The 21,149-nt window shown below is 56.2% G+C and carries 20 protein-coding genes and 1 tRNA gene; 11 read left to right on the top strand and 10 right to left on the bottom strand.

From position 1 onward, the window contains the following. Positions 1–120 precede the first annotated feature (120 nt). Together DFP90_RS21055 and fabI are read left to right on the top strand one after the other, a co-directional pair. Positions 121–2,163: an adenylate/guanylate cyclase domain-containing protein gene (locus tag DFP90_RS21055; protein WP_115939215.1), complete on the top strand. Its 2,043-nt coding sequence runs from the start codon at positions 121–123 to the stop codon at positions 2,161–2,163. Positions 2,164–2,288: 125 nt separating this feature from the next. Further along, complete coding sequence (gene fabI / locus DFP90_RS21050) at positions 2,289–3,062, top strand: enoyl-ACP reductase FabI (RefSeq protein WP_115939213.1); 774 nt, start codon at positions 2,289–2,291, stop codon at positions 3,060–3,062. A gap of 3 nt (positions 3,063–3,065) precedes the next feature. On the opposite strand, the gene DFP90_RS21045 is transcribed toward fabI, so the two are convergent. The 6 genes from DFP90_RS21045 to DFP90_RS21020 are packed head-to-tail and all read right to left on the bottom strand — an operon-like array spanning position 3,066 to position 9,214. Further along, on the bottom strand, positions 3,066–3,851 hold the full coding sequence (locus tag DFP90_RS21045; RefSeq protein ID WP_115939211.1) for a heme ABC transporter ATP-binding protein: 786 nt from the start codon (positions 3,849–3,851) through the stop codon (positions 3,066–3,068). Position 3,852: 1 nt separating this feature from the next. Then, complete coding sequence (locus DFP90_RS21040; RefSeq protein WP_245957144.1) at positions 3,853–4,938, bottom strand: FecCD family ABC transporter permease; 1,086 nt, start codon at positions 4,936–4,938, stop codon at positions 3,853–3,855. After that, entirely contained in the window at positions 4,935–5,834 is a 900-nt protein-coding gene (locus tag DFP90_RS21035) for a heme/hemin ABC transporter substrate-binding protein (RefSeq protein ID WP_115939209.1), read from the bottom strand. The genes DFP90_RS21040 and DFP90_RS21035 overlap by 4 nt, the downstream gene beginning before the upstream one ends. A gap of 39 nt (positions 5,835–5,873) precedes the next feature. Beyond that, a complete protein-coding gene (locus tag DFP90_RS21030) occupies positions 5,874–6,866 on the bottom strand; it encodes an energy transducer TonB (protein ID WP_115939207.1) in 993 nt (330 codons plus the stop codon). Positions 6,867–6,888: 22 nt separating this feature from the next. Beyond that, entirely contained in the window at positions 6,889–7,251 is a 363-nt protein-coding gene (locus DFP90_RS21025) for a DUF2218 domain-containing protein (protein ID WP_115939205.1), read from the bottom strand. Between the two features lie 10 nt (positions 7,252–7,261). Then, the gene (locus tag DFP90_RS21020) at positions 7,262–9,214 is read right to left on the bottom strand and encodes a TonB-dependent receptor domain-containing protein (protein WP_181905492.1); all 1,953 of its coding nucleotides are present in this window, start codon (positions 9,212–9,214) and stop codon (positions 7,262–7,264) included. Between DFP90_RS21020 and DFP90_RS22990 the strand changes: the two genes are divergently transcribed. The 4 genes from DFP90_RS22990 (at position 9,213) to DFP90_RS21005 (ending at position 13,237) form a co-directional block, all read left to right on the top strand. Continuing rightward, entirely contained in the window at positions 9,213–9,452 is a 240-nt protein-coding gene (locus DFP90_RS22990; RefSeq protein ID WP_181905491.1) for a hypothetical protein, read from the top strand. The genes DFP90_RS21020 and DFP90_RS22990 overlap by 2 nt on opposite strands. A gap of 96 nt (positions 9,453–9,548) precedes the next feature. Then, positions 9,549–10,556, top strand: a complete 1,008-nt coding sequence (locus tag DFP90_RS21015) for a helix-turn-helix transcriptional regulator (protein WP_115939201.1) — start codon at positions 9,549–9,551, stop codon at positions 10,554–10,556. 63 nt (positions 10,557–10,619) lie between these two features. Further along, positions 10,620–11,750 carry a GNAT family N-acetyltransferase/peptidase C39 family protein gene (locus DFP90_RS21010; RefSeq protein WP_218044770.1) on the top strand — a complete coding sequence of 377 codons (1,131 nt, stop codon included), beginning with the start codon at positions 10,620–10,622 and terminating at the stop codon, positions 11,748–11,750. Positions 11,751–11,758: 8 nt separating this feature from the next. Then, on the top strand, positions 11,759–13,237 hold the full coding sequence (locus DFP90_RS21005) for a RimK family protein (RefSeq protein ID WP_115939199.1): 1,479 nt from the start codon (positions 11,759–11,761) through the stop codon (positions 13,235–13,237). Positions 13,238–13,302: 65 nt separating this feature from the next. Here DFP90_RS21005 and DFP90_RS21000 read toward each other — a convergent pair whose 3' ends face one another. After that, a complete protein-coding gene (locus DFP90_RS21000; protein ID WP_181905490.1) occupies positions 13,303–15,360 on the bottom strand; it encodes a TonB-dependent hemoglobin/transferrin/lactoferrin family receptor in 2,058 nt (685 codons plus the stop codon). 120 nt (positions 15,361–15,480) lie between these two features. Then, complete coding sequence (gene hemP, locus DFP90_RS20995) at positions 15,481–15,648, bottom strand: hemin uptake protein HemP (protein ID WP_115939195.1); 168 nt, start codon at positions 15,646–15,648, stop codon at positions 15,481–15,483. A gap of 233 nt (positions 15,649–15,881) precedes the next feature. Here hemP and DFP90_RS20990 point away from each other — a divergent pair, with 233 nt between their 5' ends. From DFP90_RS20990 to DFP90_RS20970, 5 genes are read left to right on the top strand one after another with little or no spacing between them, the layout of a single operon-like run. Continuing rightward, positions 15,882–16,967: a hemin-degrading factor gene (locus DFP90_RS20990; RefSeq protein WP_115939193.1), complete on the top strand. Its 1,086-nt coding sequence runs from the start codon at positions 15,882–15,884 to the stop codon at positions 16,965–16,967. Positions 16,968–16,970: 3 nt separating this feature from the next. Then, complete coding sequence (locus DFP90_RS20985) at positions 16,971–17,909, top strand: heme/hemin ABC transporter substrate-binding protein (protein WP_115939191.1); 939 nt, start codon at positions 16,971–16,973, stop codon at positions 17,907–17,909. A gap of 37 nt (positions 17,910–17,946) precedes the next feature. Continuing rightward, complete coding sequence (locus DFP90_RS20980; RefSeq protein ID WP_181905489.1) at positions 17,947–18,351, top strand: ExbD/TolR family protein; 405 nt, start codon at positions 17,947–17,949, stop codon at positions 18,349–18,351. Beyond that, positions 18,348–18,749 carry an ExbD/TolR family protein gene (locus DFP90_RS20975; protein WP_115939187.1) on the top strand — a complete coding sequence of 134 codons (402 nt, stop codon included), beginning with the start codon at positions 18,348–18,350 and terminating at the stop codon, positions 18,747–18,749. The genes DFP90_RS20980 and DFP90_RS20975 overlap by 4 nt, the downstream gene beginning before the upstream one ends. Positions 18,750–18,754: 5 nt before the next feature. Then, on the top strand, positions 18,755–19,726 hold the full coding sequence (locus DFP90_RS20970) for an energy transducer TonB (protein WP_115939186.1): 972 nt from the start codon (positions 18,755–18,757) through the stop codon (positions 19,724–19,726). A gap of 24 nt (positions 19,727–19,750) precedes the next feature. Here DFP90_RS20970 and DFP90_RS20965 read toward each other — a convergent pair whose 3' ends face one another. Both DFP90_RS20965 and DFP90_RS20960 read right to left on the bottom strand, forming a co-directional pair. After that, positions 19,751–20,863: a trimethyllysine dioxygenase gene (locus tag DFP90_RS20965; protein ID WP_181905488.1), complete on the bottom strand. Its 1,113-nt coding sequence runs from the start codon at positions 20,861–20,863 to the stop codon at positions 19,751–19,753. Positions 20,864–21,069: 206 nt separating this feature from the next. Next, positions 21,070–21,146: transfer RNA gene (locus tag DFP90_RS20960), tRNA-Met, on the bottom strand. Positions 21,147–21,149 lie beyond the last annotated feature (3 nt).

Genomic DNA, 21,149 nt, shown 5'->3' with positions numbered 1-21,149 from the left:
GAATTACAGCTATAGAGCGGAATAGAAGATTACAAAACATCCATTCACCTTTAGGACTTTGATCCGGAATAAACATGGCGCTATGATCTTGAAAACACCGCCAATCGGACGGGACTGCGCGTGAAACATCCATTCTATGTAAAAATTTTGGTGATCTTTTCTCTGACCACCTTTCTTCTGGCTTCCGCCCTGATTTATCTCGGCTATTCAACCGGCCTTGGATTGCGCAACGAATCCACCGCCCAATTGATTACTCACGCGGAAGAATCACTCGAGCGGTATGTCACCGCACGCTTTCATGCCGGTTCGATCATCGAGATGACACTGGCGCAGGTCCCGGAAACCGAAGCCGCGCTCGATGGCAATCCTGACGCGGCTGAAATCGTCATTCGCGCGCTCACGCCGGTTTTTGCGAATTTCCAGTCAATGACCGGCGCTTATCTCGCCGGCAGGGCAAGACCACATCTCTATATCGCAAGAATCGACCGGTTGCCGGAGGATCATCCAATTCGGATCATCGCCCCCGCCGATAGTCTGTACGCGGTCGAGCGGGTGGTGCCGATCAAAGAATCGCACAAAGCGCATTGGATTTTCCTGGATGAACAAATTGTCGTCACCGCCATGACGGATCTGGATGACAAGAAAATCAGCCCGGAATCCATGGATTGGTTTCATTTGGCCCTGGAGCGGGGGCAGTCGATTTTGACACCCCCCCATATTTTCAGCCACACCGGCCAGGTCGGTATGACGGTCGCAACCCCCCTCACAAATGGCCAAGACGTGATCGCGGTCAATTTTTCCCTGCCGGATCTTTCAAATCTGCTTGGGTCCATCAGGCTTTCCCCCAGGACTTTTATCTCTCTAGCATCCGAAGACGGAGTATTGTTGCACCGGACGGATAAGCAGGAAGCACGGGTTTTGCCCCAATCCTCCGGCGCTCTTGAGCGGGCGATTGAATCGCTTTTCAAGCAAAACGCCGTCGGCAAGGCCCGTATCGTAAAAGCCGCCGGTGAAGATCATATGGTCTATATCGGGCGGCTTCGACCAGAAGAAGATCACAATGTTTATCTGACTGTCTCCGCCCCAATGAGTGAATTAAACAAGGATGTGGATTCGCTTTTGATCCAGTCCCTGATCATCGCCGCGCTCATCGTCGCGGCCAGTCTGATTTTCGTGGTCTCGCTCTCGCGCCTGATTTCCGCGCCGATTTCCCAGGTAGCCCATATCGCCGGTCAGATTGCGAGATTGGATTTCAGCAGCAGCCTCGACATCCAATCCCGCATATCGGAAATCGCACAGCTGTCCAGCGCCATGAAACGGATGCAGGAGGGGCTGACGGTTTTCGGCCGCTATGTGCCGCGGCAACTGGTCCAGAAGATCATGTCGGCCCCGGAATCGTCGAATCTGGGTGGGGAAAGCCGAGAGATTTCCATCATGTTCACCGATGTCCGGGGCTTTACCAGTTTTGCAGAAAAACTCCCCTCTGATAAGCTTTTACGCATGACGTCAGAATATTTCGAGGTCATGACCGGATGCATCATGAACCGTCAGGGGATAGTCGATAAATTCATCGGCGATGCGGTCATGGCCTTCTGGAACGCGCCTGAGGAAAATCCGGATCATGTGGCCCATGCCTGCGAAGCCGCCCTGGACGCACAGGCGGCATTGCAGGAATTCAACCGCAAACAGGCGGCGGCGGGCCAACCGGAATATTGTACACGCTTTGGTTTGAATGTCGGGGAATGCGCCATCGGCAATGTGGGATCCAGCGACCGGATGAACTACACCCCGTTTGGCTCGGTGGTGAATATGGCCTCTCGCATTGAGGGCATCAACAAACATTACGGCACCCAGATCCTGGTAACCGAGGAAGTGCGAGACCGGGTCCGGGACAGATTTCTGTTCCGGCCCATCGATCAGGTCATCCCCAAAGGAGCCAGCATACCGATCATCCTGTTCGAACTGCTCGGCCGATCTGATGACGCCGGCAAACAGACACAAGCCCTTCTTCGGGACTGGCAAATGGCCTATGACGCGTTGCAGGCTGGCCGGCCTGCGGAAGCGCTTAACCTGTTCGAGGCAATCGAGAAAACCCATCCGGAAGATCCGGCCCTGCCGCCAATCATCGCACGCTGCCGGCAAGCATTGGAACCAGAAGACTAAACCATCCTGTCCGCCAAGGATTTTTTCATGGAACCTTCATATCCCGGCCAACGGCTTGGGGCTACAATCTGCTGCAGCGCACAATAGAGTGCTTCCAAATTGTCAGTCGAACCCCGGGGGTCCCCATGAAGAGCCTTGAAGGCAAAAAAGGCCTCGTAGTTGGCATTGCAAACGAACATTCCATCGCCTGGGGATGCGCGAAAGCCTTCCACGGAGCCGGCGCGGAAATAGCGGTCACCTATCTCAATGAAAAAGCGGAACGGTTCGTGCGCCCGCTGGCCGAGCAGATCAATTCCCCGATCATTCTGCCGCTGGATGTTCAGGATGATCAGCAGATGGCCGATTTGTTCGAAGTGATTGGCGAGAGCTGGGGTGGATTAGATTTCCTGCTGCATTCCATCGCTTTTGCCCCGATGGAGGATCTGCACGGCCGGGTGGTGGATTGTTCCCGCGAGGGTTTCCTCAAAGCCATGGATATTTCCTGCCACTCCTTCCTGCGCATGGCCCGCCTGGCGGAACCTTTGTTGAAGCGGGGAGATGACGGCGGTTCTCTGCTGACCGTGACCTATTATGGCAGTGAAAAAGTCGTGCCGCACTATGGCGTAATGGGCCCGGTCAAGGCGGCGCTCGAAAGTGCGGTGCGCTATTTGGCCAGCGATCTGGGGAATGACCGTATTCGGGTCAATGCGCTCTCCCCCGGGCCGCTGATGACACGGGCGGCCAGCGGCATCCGGGATTTCGAACAGCTGCTGGCGGAAGCCCGGGCCAAAGCACCAGAACATGAAGTGGTTGGAATTGACGATGTCGGTGCCCTTGCCCGTTTTCTGGTCAGCGATGAGGCCCGCTTCATCACCGGCAATGTCGCCTATGTAGATGCGGGCTTCCATACGGTGCTCTAACGGCTATCCAGTCAACGCCACCGGCTCACGCGGGATGATATAGGGCAGCCCGGTCACAGGATCTTCCAACAGATCCACATGAACCCCGTAAACCGCCGATAGCCGATCCGCGGTGGCGACCGCCTTGGGTGCGCCCTCCGCCTGGACCGTGCCGTCTTTCAATATTGCGATCCGGTCGGCAAACCGCATCGCCTGGTTGATGTCATGCAGAACAGCCAGAACACCAAGGCCATCCCGCGCCAGGGATCGCGCCAATTCCAGAACGCGCTGCTGATAGGCAAGATCCAAACTGGCGGTTGGTTCATCCAGGATCAGATATTGATCCTTTCCCGCTTCATGCCCCAGCCTCAGTTGCAACAGGACACGGGCCAGATGGACCCGTTGCTGCTCGCCTCCGGACAGAGTTGGATATTCCTGGCGCGCCTTGGTCACCATGCCCACCTGATCCAGCGCCCAGAAGATCATTTCGGGAACGCATGTCCCCCGCCGGTCCCCGAGCGCAACCACTTCCGCCGCTGTGAAGCCAAAGGCAAGATCGGTATGTTGTGACAGCACTCCACGCCGATCAGCCAGTTCCGCCGGGTGATAATGGGCCAACATTGTCTCATTCAGTGTCACTAGACCCTCATCGGGTTGGATTTCCCCTGTCATCATCTTGATCAGGGTTGATTTCCCGGCCCCGTTTGGCCCCAACAGGCAAAGCATTTCACCAGGCTGAACCGAGAGCGACGCATCAGCAAGCAGCCGACGCCCGCCAAGGGTCAAAGATATCGAGTGCGCTTTAAGCATATCAGTCTCCAAACCGCCGCTGCATTTTCATCAAAAGCCAAAGAAAGAAGGGTGCGCCCATGATCGCCGTCAGGATGCCAATCGGCAGCTCCGCCGGGGCAAACAGGGTCCGGGCCAGAATATCCGCCACGATCAGCAGCAACCCACCCAACAACATCGAGCCCGGCAGGACAAAACGATGATCGGGCCCAGTGATCAGCCGGAGGAAATGCGGCACCACAATGCCGACAAAACCGATGATTCCGGATACGGAAACCGCCGCCCCAACACTCAAGGCAACCGCCACAATCAGCCAGCGGACCAACCGATCCACATTCACCCCGATCAGACGGGCCTCCCGATTGCCCAGCAAAAGCTGGTTTAACGGACGTGCGACAAAAATGATCCCGGCAAAAACCGGCAGCAACAAAAGCAACGGCAAGGTTGTCGACCAGGTGGCACCGCCAACACTGCCCAGCATCCAGAAGGTGATATCGCGCAGTTGTTCATCATTGCTGAGAAAGATCAGCATCCCGGTTCCGGCGCTGGCCAACGCACCAACGGCGATTCCCGCCAACAGCATGATCGCGACCGATGTGCGCCCCTGCCGGGTGGCAAACCGGTAGAGCAGGCCGGTGGTGGCCAGCCCCCCTAAGAAAGCACAAATCGGCAGAGCAAAGGCCCCGAAAAAGCCGATCACCACCGCCATCCCGGATGTGCCGCCCAAGACGATGGTCGCCGCAGCGGCAAAGGCAGCACCGCTGGACACGCCCACCAGGGTCGGGTCCGCCAGAGGATTGCGAAACACGCCCTGCAACACCGCCCCCGAAAGCCCCAGGGCCGCGCCCACCATGAGGGCCGTGATGGTCCGCGGAAGACGCAAGGATAGCACCACCAACTCCTGATGGGCCTTGCCGGTCTCAACCGGATCCATCCACCCGATCTGGGACAGAAGGACACGAACGACATCCCAGACCGGTATGGAGGATGCGCCAATCGCCAAACTGGCCAGCACCCCCGCCAGGAGAGCCATCGCCAGGCCGGGAAGCAGAAGCGGCCGCAAGCTTTCGCGGCGGCCGGACAGGGTTTGTCCTGCTGGTACCATCATGATTGTGTCCACGCCCGTTCCGGCAGCCCCGCAAGATCCAGCTTCGGATGCAGCGCTTGGGCCAAATCGGCTGCCGCATGAGCCGTTCTGGGACCAAACCCCAGCATATAGAGCCGGTCAATTTTGATGATACGTCCGGCCTTTCCTGCCGGTGTGCCTGCCACATGCGGCAAGGCCAGCACCGCCTCCATACCGCCAAACCGCTCAATCGCGCCTCCGGTCATGATGATCGCATCGGGCGCTGCGGCGATCATGGCTTCCGGTGCGGCGGTTTTATAGCCGGCAAAATCAGCAAAGGCATTTTGCCCGCGCGCCAATTCGATAATGGCGCTGGCCGGGGTTTCCCGCCCGCCGGTCAACGGTGCGGCCCGGCCGACATTGTGTAGGAAAGCCACCTTCGGCCGGTCCTGCACCTGATCCAACTGCCGGTTCACTTCGGCCATATCCGCCAAAACCTGCCGGGCCAGTTCCTCCGCCTCGGCATCCAGATCCAGAGCCTCCCCGACGGCCCGGATTTTTGCCTCCACCCCGTCGGCAGTTGGTTTGTCCGGGATCATTTGCAGCAACCCGGAGGCCGCCAACTGGTCTAAAACCACCTTTGGCCCGGCAAGCGCGCTTGCCAGAATTTTCGTAGGCCCCATGGACAAGATGCCCTCCGCCGCTAATGTTCGAAGATAGCCCACCTGCGGCAGCCCCTGAACCGGCACTGGAAAGCGGCTGGTTGTATCCACCGCCACCAAACGGTCTGCTGCCCCCAGAGCCGCGACAGTTTCTGTCACCGCGCCCCCGATCGAAACGATCCGCTCGCTCTTTGCAGCCAATGCAGGCCGACGGGAGGCCAACATCAAAGCCGGCACCGTACCGGCGAGGGTTAACAGGAAATCTCGTCTATTCATTTATCAGCCTTTCTTGGAATGTCATCTTGCCCTCCGTCATCAGCGATTGCCGCGCAGGGAAAAATCGATGGGTATGATCATGTCGGCATAAGCGCCTTTGACATTGTCCGGCAGGGGCGGCAGCGGCTGGGCGCGTTTCAGCATGGCCAAAACTTCTTCATCCAGGATCTCATGACCCGATCCCTGTCGGATGTCCTGTGCCAGGACCCGTCCGTCCCGACTGACGCGGAAATAGAGTGTGACAATCCCCTGCTTTCGCTTGCGCCGGGCTTTTTTGGGATAAACCTTATGGCGTTCCAGCCACAGCCGGACCTGAAAGGCGTAATCGCTGTCATTGCCGATCACCGCTTGTCCGCCTTCCTGGTTGGTACGGTCCGTTGACGCGCCTTCCCAGCCGTCCTGCGCCAAGGTGGATCTTGCATGGACCCCGTCTTCGCCGGTCTTTTTTCGGGGTTTGTTTTGTTTCACCACCGTCACCGGCTTGGCGCTTGCCGGCGACACGGTTGCTTCCCGAACCACATTCTGTTTTTGAGCTTCAGTTGCGGCCTCGGTCTTTTTCGGTTTGCGCCGAACAGGTTTTTTGACCGGGCGGGGAAAGGGGGGCTTGGAAACAACAGGTTTGGTTTTCGGGAAATCTGCCTCTGCCGCCGTGGGCAGCTGGGGTCCCTGCACAGGTTCCGGATCCGCTGTTTTTTCGGGTTCCGAAACCGGCGTGGCCGTTTCAGGCAGCAGAGGCTCAGGAATAATCTCGCTAACCGTCTCTATCGGTTCTTCCCTATGCGGCAGGGATTCTTGCACCGGATCCGCCACGGTTTCAGCTTCGCTGTCACTTTGATCCTGCGGCCCGGCCTGAATCTGCGCAATCTGCTGCTGCGCCGCCACCAGAGTGATCGCCACTTGCCTACCGCCGCTACCAGGTGCACGGGCACCGATGTCGGACGCATCATAAAAGAGGATCGCCAGGCCTGTTTGCAGGCCCAGCGCCAAGAAAATCGCTAGGATAAGTAAGGGAAGATCAGAGCGATCTAACAAAACCGCCCTCCCGTGTTATCGTTCACGTTTCCCCCTCCATTGCGGCAAAGTCCGAAAGACCCGGCAATCGGCCTGACACCACCGAAAATGGCAGACCTTCCCCCCACTGGATCTCCGGTTCCTCCCGCCAGGCAAACCGTTTCAAATGATCGTCGATGATCAGTTGGATTCGCGCCAAACCGTCGGCACTACCGCCCTGGCAATAGAATGACAGCGCCGTTTCATCCGCCATCATCAGGCAGGGTCCGGGCGGAAAGTCCACCCGGGCTTTTTGCTGATCCAATTCCACCGGCACTTTATGGGCAAAATGCTTGCATAGCTGGCGGAGGTATTTTTCCGCCGAGGCCGTTGCCACCCGCGCATGGGAGAAATGTGATTGCGTCATCCCTGCCCCCCTAGAATACATATTTCGCGGTCGCCAGCACGCTACGACCCGGTTCGTTGTAGGGAACGGCGGAACTGTTATCGACACCCGACGTGGCACGGTCCACATAGGTCTCATCCAGGAGGTTTCGGATATCCAACCGAAGGGTCAGGCCGTCCACAGCATCCGGCAGATATTCGGCAAAGACATTCACCACCTTATATTGCTTCAAGGTGACAGTATCGTAGGTATTGTCAGTGAAGGAATATTCGATGCTGCCACCAGCCCGGATGCCGTGGTCATACCAATCATAGGCCCCGTCCAATGTCGCCTGGGTACCCATCTGTAAGCCATGATATGAGGCACTACCGCTGCTGAGCGGCAAGCCGTTGGAGCGCAGGCGGTTATCGGAAAAACTTGCACGGAGATACCAGTTTTCCTCCTGGAACTTCCCAGACAAGTTCCAACCCAGTGATTTGATATCGCGGGTTGAATTCCGGGTTGCGTTGCCCCGGTCGTGGCTATCATCGATTTCAGTGTAATAGCCGTGGAAATCGCCGAAAAAACGACCGTTTTCCCCCTTGAAGCCAGCCTTATAGCTTTTGGAACGGGACGCGCTAAGGCCATCGTAATTCCACTGGCTGGCAAAGTTATAGATCGCCGATTCCCCAAGCGGGATACCGCCAAAAGTACTGGCCGCCCCAGCATAGCCCGTCAATTCGGGCAGGAAATCATATTCAACATTCGCACTGCCGCTGACCCCGCCGGTATTGATGGTCGTGCCATCGATCCCCTCAAAACGCTGCTGGTCATAACGCGCGCCCACATTCAACCGAAATGCCTTGCTCATATTCAAGCGGGTCTGGACAAAGACACCGCCATTCAAGGAGGTTTCCTCATTCACCAGGGAAACATTGCTGGCGAAAGAATCAGAGATGTCGCCATGGCCGGTGTCGTGGAAGAAATCCACGCCGGTCGACACACTGCCATTCTCCGCAATCCCCAGGCCGGTGGTGAAGGTATTGGCCAATTTTCCGTTATAACTGGTGGTTTCGGATTTCAGGTCCCGTAGGTTGGAACCGAATTGCAGGTCATGGATAAAGAGGGATGATTGGTTAAAACTGAACACCGCTTCCGGATTGAAATTCTTCGTCGGTGCTTCATCCACATAGGAAACGGTCAATGTCTTGCGGTCAAACTCCTGGAAGGTTGGTGGTGATCCGTTGACCAGTGCCCCGAAATTAGCCCGGTTCGGCCGCACGGCCTCATCTTTGAGATAATTACCCTGGATTTCCAGGCGGCCGCCCTCCCGACCGTTCAGCGCAAATTTCGCGATGGTGTTTTCCATATCCGGTTTGGTGCCAGCCACGTCATTACCATCACCATCCTCATAGATATTACCGCCTTCCTGGGAACGGTAGGCCATCCACTCGAGGTTTTCGTGACGCCCGGCCAGGGTCAGGACTTCCGTATGGGCATTGCCATTGGTGTCATATTGCAGGCTGGTATAGCCGCCCCATTGCTGATCCCCGTCCAGTAGGTCACGGGCATCCTTGGTTTCATAGGCAATGGAGCCGCCAAGAGAACCTGGCCCCACATCCGTTGGCCCGACACCGGTTTCCACCCGGACGGATTTCAACAATCCCGGATCAATGATCGCGGTTCCCAGATGATGGAAAGCGGAATTGACCTGGCGCGCACCGTCGATCTTCACATTCAGGTTGGTATCTTCGAAACCGTTGACATAGACCTTGCGCGCAACATCGGAGCCACCGCTGACATTGACCGAGGATTCGTTAGTGAAAACATCCTTAATATTGGTCGGGTTGATCCGCTCCAGTTCCTCCTCACCGATCTGCACACCACCCGGTGCCACTTCGGTTGCGGTTACCGCGATCGGTTCCAGAATCGTCACCTCTCCACCAGATGCGTCCTGGGCATAGGCGGAAATGCCACAATTCATCAGGACCATCGGTGACACCATGGCCAAAGCCGCACCATATGACCGGCCGTTTTTTCTACTGCAAAAGCTCACAAACCCCTCCATTGCACATACGTTTATTGCGAGTGGTTCTTATTATCAATCGCAAAAAGAGGTTTCCATGCGGCTGCCATTCGAGAAATCGCAAAAGACTTCAGCAAAAGAACAAAATTCCCGACTGGCGTGCATGGCCATCATCAACATCAACCGGCCTGGAAGGACTTGGCCTCGTTCAGAATGATTTGTTGCGAATCATTCTTAATCCAATTACATTCTCCGACCGCATGAACCGCTCCCGCATCAACGGGGCAAGCCGACTTTGAGACAGGGGCCGATTTTGAGACAGGACGATAAGCAGGATATTTCGGCAAGCAGGCAACGGGCCCGGGATACCGGCATTTCCCTGCGCAGTCTGAGCATGCGGCCGCCCGCCGGAAACAGTGAACCCTTCCAAGTGACCTCCCCCCAACTGCTGCCGGACGATCTGGTTGTGCGGGGCAGGATGCATGACCATGACGGCCTCACTGGGCTAAAAATACACGCCACCGACACCATCGAGATGCATGACTTGGTGAAAGAGTGGCTGATGAAACCGGCCTTTGTGGTCGCCATCACGCTGGAGGGCTGCCTGGATGTGCGCCTGGCAGAAAAATCCTTCACACTGGGGCGGGGAACGGGGCCCGCCGGACAATTCTGGAACCTGACCAGAACAGAGCCGATGCAACGGCTTTCAAAGAAGGGCACGCATATCAGGAAGGCCCTGATTGTGGTGCCACGGGAATGGTTGCTGCGATTGGCGGATGACCAGTCACATCTCCATGAAACCTTCCCGGCCATCCTGAGCGAACATCTGTCCATCGGCTGTTGGAAGCCGTCCAATCATGCCTTGTCCCTCGCGGAACAACTGATCAATCCCGGCAACGACCCCCATCTGCTGCAGGTATTGTCCCGTGAAGGGAAAGCCATGGAAATTGTTCATGAAGCGATCGCCAGCCTCTCCCCAGCCCGCCAGGACAGCCTGCCTTCCACCAGAGAGGCCCGCCGCGCGCAATGCGTGCGCCAACATATCATCGACCATCTGGATGAAGAAATCAGCCTGACCGGCCTTTCAACCATTCTGGGCATGAGCATTGCATCCATGCAAAATGCCTTCAAGCGCACCTATCACCAAACCATAGCGGAATTCTGCCGCGAGCAACGGCTGACCCGCGCCAAGCAGGCAATCGAGCTGGAGGGAAAGCCCGTCAGCGAGGCCGCCTATCAGGCCGGCTATGATAGCCCGGCCAGCTTTTCGACCGCCTTTAAAAAACTATTCGGTTTTCCGCCTTCCGGCTGCAAGGTTTGATTTGCGCTTCGCCCAAAGCTCATGCACTATTCCGTTGGATGCGCGTTTAAGCATCTGACCTAGATGCAGAAAAAAATGATCCGCATTGCGACCCGAGAAGATATCCCCGCCCTTCTGGATCTTGAGAATAGCAGTTTCAGAACGGACCGATTATCCCCAAGACGATTTCGATATTTCCTGACCAAGGCCCATGCCTGTCTGTTTGTCTTTGAAGAAGACAGCCGCCTTCTCGGCTATTCCCTGGTTTTGTTCCACAAGAACACCTCCCTGGCACGGCTCTATTCCATTGCGGTATCACAATCGGCACGGGGCCGGGGCATTGGCCGCGCGCTGATCAACGCCGCGGAAGAAAGCGCGCTTGACCATAAAGCCACCAGGATCCGCCTGGAGGTTCACCAGAATAACCAGGCGGCCCAGGATCTTTATCGTCGCGAAGGTTATAAGGTTTTTGCGCGGTATCTCGACTATTACGAGGATCACGCCGACGCACTCCGGATGGAAAAGCATCTGGCCAAACATCTGGCCCGTGATCTGGATCGGGTTCCCTATTATCGCCAGACCCTGGATTTCACCTGCGGCCCTTCCTGCCTGATTATGGCGATGCGGGCGCAATCGCCCAATATCCCGGCCGATCGTATCCTGGAACTGAAGCTCTGGCGTGAGGCCACGACCATCTTCATGACGTCCGGCCATGGCGGCTGCGGTGCGCTGGGGCTGGCGCTTGCCGCCCATAAACGCGGTTTTCCCGTGTCGGTCTCCATGAGCGACGAGACCGGGATGTTCCTGGATTCAGTGCGCACGGATGAAAAACGCCAGGTGGTCCAACTGGTCGAAGAGGATTTTCAGGCCCGCGCGACTGAAGCCGGTATCCCGGTCAGCCCGGCCCCGATGACCGCCGGCAACCTGATTGAGCAGCTAGACCGGGGGGCGATTCCCATCGTCCTAATCAGCACCTATCGCCTGACCGGGGATAAGGTACCGCATTGGGTCGTTGTCACCGCCCATGACGATCGCTTCCTCTATATCAACGATCCCTTTGCCGATGAAAAAGATAACCGTAGTGACCTTGATTGCATCGGGATTCCCATAGCACCTGCAGAATTGGAACGCATGATGCGTTTTGGCGCCAAAAAACACTATGCCGCCATCATCATGGATCCACCCCACAATCAGATTCCTGGCCCGCAAGGATAAAACACGCCATGGCACGTTACACCATTATCGTAGACCGCATGTCCGACTGGAAGTGGCCCATGGAAGGGCTGAACCTGATGACGGCAGAAACCTTCCTGACCCAGACCGGCAAAGCCCGCAACCAGACCACTCGCGTGATTAACCTTTGCCGGAATTACAAATATCTGTCTGCTGGCTATTATTGCTCTCTTTTGGCGGAAGCACGTGGTCAGATCCCCATGCCGACCGTGGCTGATGTCCTGATCCTGCAGGAGAAAAACCAATATTCGGATTCCCTTCCGGAACTTGACGCCATTTTGAACAAAACCGTCAAACGGCTGACGGAGCCGCCGGAGGGCACCTTCCAGCTGACCGTCTTGTTTGGCCGCGCCACCGACAGTCGCTTCAAGAAACTGGCCGATGTTTGTTTCGATATCTTTCGCTATCCGGCCATGCGCCTGGAAATCCGCTTTGGCAGTCGATGGAAAATTCACACGATCCGGCCGCTCGGCCTGCATCAGATCCAGGAAGAGGAAGGCCCGATTTTCAAGGAGGCCCTATTATCTTATACCCGGTTGCGCAAACAGCCATCCGGCGAACGCCCGCCAGCCCTTTACAGCTTGGCGATCCTGGTGGAGCCGGAAGAAGCACTGCCACCATCAGACCAGGCGGCCCTGGATCGATTTATCCGGATCGGCCAATCCATGCGGATGGAGGTCGAAATCATCACCCGCAAGGATTATCGGCGCATACCGGAATTTGACGCCCTGTTCATCCGGACCAATACAAACATCAACCATTACACCTATGAATTTGCCAGAAAAGCCGAACAGGAAGGCCTGGCGGTGATAGATGATCCCTCATCGATCCTGCATTGCACCAACAAAGTGTATCTGCATGAGATTCTGGAAACCCATAAGATTCCAGCACCAAGAAGCCGCACCATCAACCGCGCCAATTTCGGTCCCGAGCTGGTCGCGGAACTGGAGCGTGACATGGGCTATCCGATCATTTTGAAAATCCCGGACGGCTCCTTTTCCAGAGGCATGTATAAGGCGGAAAATGCCGAACAGGTTCTGCGCCATGGGGCCGAGCTGCTGGAGCATTCCAGACTGATCCTGGCCCAGGAATTTGTCTATACCAAATTTGACTGGCGGGTCGGCCTGCTGCGTGGCGAGCCGCTCTATGTCTGCCAATATATGATGTCAGGCAAACATTGGCAGATCGTCAACCACAAGGCAGACGGCAGTTTCCGCCAGGGTTCTTTTAAGACATTCGCGGTCGATGAGGCACCAGCGCAAGTGATCCGGGTCGCCAAACAGGCGGCCGCCCTGATGGGCGACGGACTTTATGGCGTTGATGTCAAGGAGACTGAGAAAGGCATCCTGGTCATCGAGGTCAATGACAATCCCAGCCTGGATCACGGGGTCGAGGACAAGGTTATCAAGGATACGCTTTATCGCTCGATCCTCGAGGAATTCATCCGACGGATTGAAACCCGGCACTGATCAGTTTAAAAAGCCCGGCCGAAATGGCCGGGCTTTCTCGTCTCATTCTTAACCGAAATACCCCATCAGAAGCTTGCGGAATAGCTGGCGGAGAGTTTGTAGTTAATCCCCTCTTCCGGCAGGTTCGACAGATGGCGCTGATAATATTTGTCAAAGACGTTATCGACACCGGCATCGACCCGCAGGCCCTGCAGGCGCCCATTCAACCAATCCTCACCCGGTTTCCAGGAGGCATAAATATCAGCGACCACAAACCCGGCTGAGGCATTTTCCGTCCCGAAACGGTCCTGGCGGTCCGCCATTTCGATCCGGGTCCCCAGCTTCAGATCCAGCGACGGCACGCGGGAGCCGAACTCCACAGTCAGGGTATCGGTCGGGATATCATTCAACGAGATGTTGTTCGTTTCATCCTTACCGCGATACTGGTGATAGCCAACCTGGATGAACGGCATTTCAGTCACATATTCTACTTCCGCCTCGAAACCGTTGATATGCGCGTCGGGTACGTTATCGCGAGTGGTTGTGGTGGAGCCGACTGTCTGCTGAATGAAGTTTTTATAGTCGGTATGGAAGATGGTTCCTTTAGCCCGCAAGGCATCCTTTTCCACCCAAACGTCATCAAAAGACAGGCCGGTGCCAAATTCAAAGCTCTCGCCCTCTTCCGGTTTCAAATCCGGATTGGCGACAAATGTATTGCCGAAGAAATGCGTGCCGGTCACAAAAAGCTCTGTCATGGAAGGGGCCCGATAGGATTGCGCATAAAGACCATGCAGCGAGATCCAATCCAGCGGCCGATAGGTCACGCTGAATTTTGGAGAAAAGGCGGTGTCGCTCTGCTCTTCACCTAGGCTTTTGGCCTCCATATCATAATATTCAAAGCGCCCACCGGCGGTCACCGTCCAATCTTCGCCGACATTGGTTTCCGCCTGCAGATAGGCACTGCTGAACAAACCAACCGCATCCGGGAAGTTAAGGTCCGGCGCGCCATTCTCACGCCCTTCCTGCCGATCGCGATAGGTCTCTACGCCATAGGTGAGAATCATGTCGGTTTCTTCACCGATGCTGAACAGGCTCTCGTTATGGGCATCAATTCCCACCGTGTAGAGATCGCGTTCTTCAAAATCATTCGTCCCCGGATCGATCTCGTCAATCTCAGTATCGGAATGATAGAGGTTAACCGTCGGTTTTAGCCATTCCGACTGTCCATCATCATATTCATATTTCAGGATATAAGTGTCCTCGCGCGTGCGACGGCTGACATCACGCGTGGTACTGTCAAAAGTTGAATCGGGTGTTGTGAAGGACATATCATCATTGTCATAGCGTGAAAAACTGGCCGTGAGCACCTGATCTTCCCATCCCGTGAAGCGGGTTTTAAAGAGGCCCGTCACCATATTGTCACCGGAGTTTGGCAGGCGACGGTTGCTATAACTGGTACCGTTCAGGCTGCGATTCTCATAATCATCAGAGAGCGCGGTATCGTTGCTGTCTTTCAGGGAGAGCATCGCAATTGCATCAAAGCTGTCCCCCAGGCGGCCATAGGCGCTATAATTCTGCAGCCAGGCATCACTGTTGGTATGAAAGCCCTGCTTCATGCGATAGCCATAGGTCTCATCTTTGCCCAGGAGATCATCCGCAGATTTGGTCTCCATGGCGACCACCCCGGCCAGGGCACCGGAACCATGAATGGTTGATGACGGCCCGCGGACCACATCCACCTGCTTGAGCAGTTCCGGATCGACAAACAGCCGCCCGCGGTGACCGGCATCAAAATTCTTTCTGGCTCCATCCACCTTAATCACGATCCGATTGTCCCCAAGCCCGCGGATATTGGGCAATTCCGCAACACCGCGCGGACCGCCAGTCATCTCCACCCCCGGCAGATCCTCCAACAGGTCTCCAACCGTCTCGGGAATGGATTCTTCAATTTTTTCCTGGGTGACAACGGAAATCGATTCGGCGGAATCAATGGCCAAATGCTCCGTCTTGGTCGCAGTAACTGTTACCGTATCTAGAGAGGGTGTGGTGCGGTTGTTGTCTTCCGCCAAAACTGTGGCGGACATTAGCGCGCAGGCGGCTGTTGATGCCAGCAGGCGGCATCCGGAAAATGCTCTCATGGCCATGACCATAGGCTCCCTTTAACAATATGGATGTCGGGAAAAAACCTGGCTGGCAGTCGGCTTGCTGGGGGGTTCCCTGTCAGATTTTCAATTCAAGCCTTCCGAAAGGACGGCTTTTTGGGATCATTTTGTCAGGATCAGTTTGTCCAAACTGGTGATCCGCAGGCGGTAATCCTTGTCCCGGTGGCGGATGATCAGCTCGCGGGCCCCTTGAAACAGGTCCTCGCTCTTCAGAATGTCCGGCGTTTTGTCGGAATTCTTAGTCAAAACCGGTTCTTTTTCGGTACCCATGATGTCTCTATCTGCCCCTTCATATCATGTCCCTCAATTGAGAATGATTTTCATTAGCGGTGTAGCTATCAACAGATTTTCCCCCTGTCAATCCGTTTCCCCTCTTTACTTGCGAATGATTATCAATATTATTCTTGTCGCATTCTGGAAGAGCCAGCCCAATCGCAAGCCACTCCACCCTATTTTCACAATCCTGGTGCGACCTGGAATTCGCGCCCGATCAGAGATGGCTTATGACAGTGACACAAGAACAGCCCGCCCCCTCATTTTCACCCGATGAAATCCTGGTGCGTTTCGAACAGGCGAAGGCCAATACCCCCGGTATCCGGCCACGCGATGCCGCACGATCCATCGGCATTTCCGAAGCCCAACTGGTTGCCGCACGCGTTGGCGATGGCGTTACCAAATTGGCACCTGAATGGGCGCTATTGCTCAATGGGCTGGGCGCGGTTGGCCGTGTGATGAGCCTGGTGCGCAATGAATCTGCGGTCCATGAACGCAAAGGTATTTTCGAAAATGTCCGCGTGCCCAATAATCAGGGCGGGATCATTCTCGGCGAAGACATCGATCTGCGCCTGTTTCTTGGTCAATGGACCAGTATGTTCCTGGTCGAAGACCAGACCAAACAGGGGCTGCGCCGCAGCATCCAGATTTTCGACCAGGCTGGTGATGCGGTTCAGAAAATCTATCCGCAGGACACCGCAGATCACGAAGCCTTCGATGCATTGATTAAGGACCTGCGGGCCGAGGTGCAGGACCGGGTGCTGGATGTGATACCGGCACCCGCCTTTGAGCTCTCCGCCCCCTTGCAACAGGAAGATTTGGGTGATTTCCAGGAAGCCTGGGCCGGGATGACCGATGTGCATCAGCTTTTCAGAATCCTGCGCAAATATGACCTGTCCCGTAAGCGAGCGTTGGAAGCGGTCGGGACCGACTGGGCCCGCCCGGTTGAACCGCATGCGCTTCGCCATTGCCTGGAAGCGGCTGCCGAGCGCCAGTCCGACATCATGATCTTTGTCGGCAATCGCGGGATCATTCAAATCCACACAGGGACCGTAACACATCTCAAGGAAATGGGCCCCTGGTTCAATGTACTGGATCCCGATTTCAATCTGCATCTGCGTGAAGATCAGATCGGCGAATGCTGGCTGGTGCGCAAACCCACCAAAGACGGCATCGTCAGCTCGCTTGAGGTCTTTGACCAGCAGGGGGACATTATCTTGCAGATGTTCGGTAAGCGCCAGGAAGGTCAGAAGGAATCACCCGAATGGCGGACCATTCTGGATGGCCTTGCCGATTGGGCACGGGAGGCGGCGTAACCCATGCAGTCTTGCCAAATTAAAAGACGCCACTTTCTGGCTGGTGCCGCGGCCCTGGGCCTCGCAGGCGCGCGCCCGTTCGCGGCAAGAGCGGCCCAAGCCACCGGACAAGAGGCCATCATTTCCATCGGCGGATCGGTCTCAGAGATTGTTGTCGCCCTGGGCCGGCATGACCGCCTGGTCGCTGTCGACACAACCAGCCGGTTCCCCGAAAAACTGACTAAGCTTCCGCAATTGGGTTATATGCGAAATCTCGCCGCAGAGGGAATTCTATCCCTCAATCCGACCCATATCATTGCATCAGAACATGCAGGCCCCGCGACCACCATGGCTCAGCTTCGGGAAACCGGGGTTCTTTCCGTCATCCCTGACCAACCATCACCCGACGGGTTGGCAGACAAAATCCTGAAGGTTGGCCAGGCCCTCGACATTGAGGAAAAGGCCCGTATCCTTGCCAAAACGGTAAGATCCGATTTCGTCGAAACCCGCGACCGGATCAAGGAAACCCTGGCACGAACCGGTGCGGACCGGCCCCGCGTCGCCTTCCTGCATAATATCGGCCAGGCATCCCCCCTGGCCAGCGGGCGCGACACCGCCGCCCATACCATGATATCGCTCGCAGGCGGCACCAACGCCTTCAACAGCTTCATCAGCCACAAGACCGTCTCTCCCGAAGCGCTGATCCAGGCTGCTCCCGATATCCTGATCATGGGCGGGCGGTCGATTGAGCGTTTTGGCGGTATGGACAGCCTGCGAGCCCTGCCCCATGTGGCCGCAACACCGGCAGGCAAGAACCGCCGGATATTCACTGTCGATACGCTTTATACGTTGGGCTTTGGCCCGCGCAGCGGCCATGCGCTGGCGGAACTGACCAACCGGTTTCACCCGACATTGAATATCCCTGTGCCACCGGCCAGGCCCTGGCTGGACGGGCTTTCATGATGATGGCTGACTAACGGCAGGATCGAGAATGGGAAGAATGCGGTTAAACGATCATCATGGAGAAGATGACATCAGCATCAGCCTGACCCCGTTGATTGACGTGGTCTTCATACTGCTTATCTTCTTCATGCTGGCCTCCAGCTTCCTCGATTGGAACCAGATCACGATCCGTGGTGGCAGCAACGCGCCCGCCGCCACGGCTTCGAACGATCAGCAGATTGCGATCCTCGCCATTCGCGCGGATCACAGCCTTTTGCTGGATGAAGTCCCCGTCGGGAAGCCTGACCTGCCCGGCAGGCTGGAAGCCCTACAAAGGAGTGAGAAACCCCTCCGGATCCTGGTACAGGTTGCCGATGGTGTCGCCATGCAGCAGACCCTGGATCTCCTGCTGATGTTGCGCCAAGCCGGGGTTGAAGACTATGCGTTGGTGGACATGCCATGAAACTGCCCGATAAGGATCAATCGGAACCTATTGGCGAAAACACGTTGCCAATGATCAACATTGTCTTTCTGCTGCTGATCTTCTTCATGATCGCCGGCAGCCTGCAAAACAGCATGCCCTTTGACATGGATCCTCTCAAAGGGACCGGCGACCGGCCGGGATCAGATACCCCATTACTGCTCTACGTCTCACAGGCTGGCGAATTTTCCTATCAGGGCCGCTTGGTGACTGAGGCCGAATTCGTCGCTGTGATTGAAGAGCAGATATCCGAGACGCAGGCGCCGCCCACAATTCAGATCAAATCCGACCAGAGCAGCAACAGCCGCGTCATCATCGGCCTGTTGACCCGCCTTGGCACGGCGGGTGTGTCACAGGTGACACTGGCCGTGGTGGAATAAGGCCCATGGACATTCTCACCGCCGATGGCCGATCCGAAAAAGCCGCCGCGCTTACCGGCGCCCTGTTCCTGGGGCTGGTGGGCATCGCCGGGGCCAGCCAGCTCAATCTGGTTTCGACCGGTGAGACCGTCGGCAAAAACGTCGTCGGTGCCGTGATCATGCTGACAAGCGCCCCCACCAGCCACCCGGTCATTGAGCAACCGGACGCAGCCCCGCAAGTGAACGCCGGCCAGCCCGGAAGTATCAGCGCCAGGCAAAAGGTATTATCGGATGGGGCAGTCCGGGACATCACCGAACCGTCATCGGTCCTGGAAATGCCGCCGCCGGCCGCCATACAGGCTCAGCCAACTAGTGAGCCTTTATCACCGATTATGCCGGAGATTATTGACGGAACCTTGCCTGTCGCTTTAAAAAGCCCGGCCCCTCCCAGGCCGCCGATCCGACCGGAAGAGCCTGTCCGCAAAGAGACCAATCCACTATCTGCAAATCTTAAGGAACCTGTTTCCAGGCCGCTAGCGCAACCAACCGACATGCCAGTACCCGAAATGGACATGGAAAAGCGCGACGATCAGAACGGCACTATGGGTTCGCCGGACATCACGGCCCCAACCCGAACAGACATAAATGCAGTACAGGCCATTGCTGCCGCGGCACCGGTCCAACAGGCGTCTTCCGGGGCCAGCCAGCAGTCCCAGGGCGACTATTGGGCCATCGTGAGCGAGAGGCTGAATGCCGCTAAACGCTATCCCCGCGCTGCTAGGAAACGTGGCATTGTCGGCACGGCCATTTTAAGTTTTACCGTCGAATCCAATGGCAGGATCTCGACATATACCATCACGGAGAGCAGTGGCAGCCAGATTTTGGACCGGGCGGTGCTCGCCATGATACGGGAGGTCGGATCTTTTCCCCCCTTCCCTGACAGCTTCCAAGAAACCCAGGTCACAAGGCTGGTCCCGGTGGCATTCCACGTCGAATAGGCCGCCACCGGACCTTCCTGGCGCTCACTCCCGCAGCAGGCGGAGAGTGCTCAAGAAATCCTCTTTATTGTGATAGGCACCACAAAGCCGCCTATGGCCCTGATAGGCTTCCCTTGCATGCAGAACCCGCCAATTGTCAAACAGCACCACCGTGCCAGGACGCAATCCGAAACGCAGCTGATAGGCCCGATCATTAATCATTTCATGGAACAGCCCGATCGCGCGATAGAAACGATCCTGCAGATCATTCTCCAGCCGGAAGGGCGCCCGGTCATAGTTATTATAGGTGATTTTTTTCAAATTCCCCTGCCGGTCCAGTCCAATCACTGGATGCTCTGCCATCAGATGGGCACCATCCCCACGATATTGCGCCGGCACCATGACCTGGGTCAGGGTTTCAAACGCCTCCGGATCGGATTGCCGAAGATCCTCCGCCACCTTGAACCCGTCGACAAAGATGCTCTCGCCGCCGGTGCCGTCAAACTCCAGGCAATGGAAAGCCTGATAGCCTGGTGAATCGATGCTATAGGTACCATCTGTATGGGGCCCGATCTCGACATTCGAATAGGCGGTGTCCGCAAAGGCTAGATTGGCAGTAAAGTCCCAGAAACCACCAAAGATGGTCTCACGGATGTAGCCGATCCGGCGCAGCACATCCTGGGTTGCTTCCGGCGTTGCGGGAACCCCTTTGACCAGGGCAAAGCCATGGAGGTCAATTTTCTCCATCCAACTTTTCAGACCATTGTTATCTTCCGCCATGACGGCAGCCCAATCTTCCTCCGGCAGCGCGCCTTTCAGGTCGGCTGCCGCCCAATGGGCCTTTTCATGTGTCTCCGCTTGTGTTTTCCGGTCGGACATCTTCCACAGAAAAGAAACGGGATATTCGCTGGCCGGATCTTCCGCGCGCCAATGCACGGTCACTTTGTCATGATCCAGTGAAACGGTTTCTAGTTCGATATCCGTGGGGATGGCAAAGGTGTCAACCGAGCGCTGATTGGTTTCCTGATTCATGCTGTGCGGCGCATGGCAATGATCACGCAGCCAAAGGGCCGGATACAGGACCGGTTGATCCATTCCTTCCCAACTCACTTCAAGAAAACGTCCGGCCGCTGACAGGGATTTGATCATAGGCGCCATAATGCCATTCCTTTCCATCCTCAATAGGTGTTACCGCATTGTTATGACGCAACTCCAGTGCTGGGGTCAATTACTATTTTACATTTGTATAATTATTTTCAATCACGTTAAACCACCTGACATCAGGCCGTTTCCAAGAGTCCAGTTTGAACAATTACTAGGGGATAAAAGACAAAAACCCCCGCTTTTTTGCGGGGGTTTTTATTTGGTTGCGGGAGCAGGATTTGAACCTGCGACCTTCAGGTTATGAGCCTGACGAGCTACCGGGCTGCTCCATCCCGCGTCA

Origin of the sequence: Aestuariispira insulae (assembly GCF_003385955.1) — a bacterium.
GTDB lineage: Bacteria > Pseudomonadota > Alphaproteobacteria > UBA8366 > Aestuariispiraceae > Aestuariispira > Aestuariispira insulae.
Note: the sequence above shows the minus strand (reverse complement) of the source record. Positions and strands in the feature narration are given on the sequence as shown.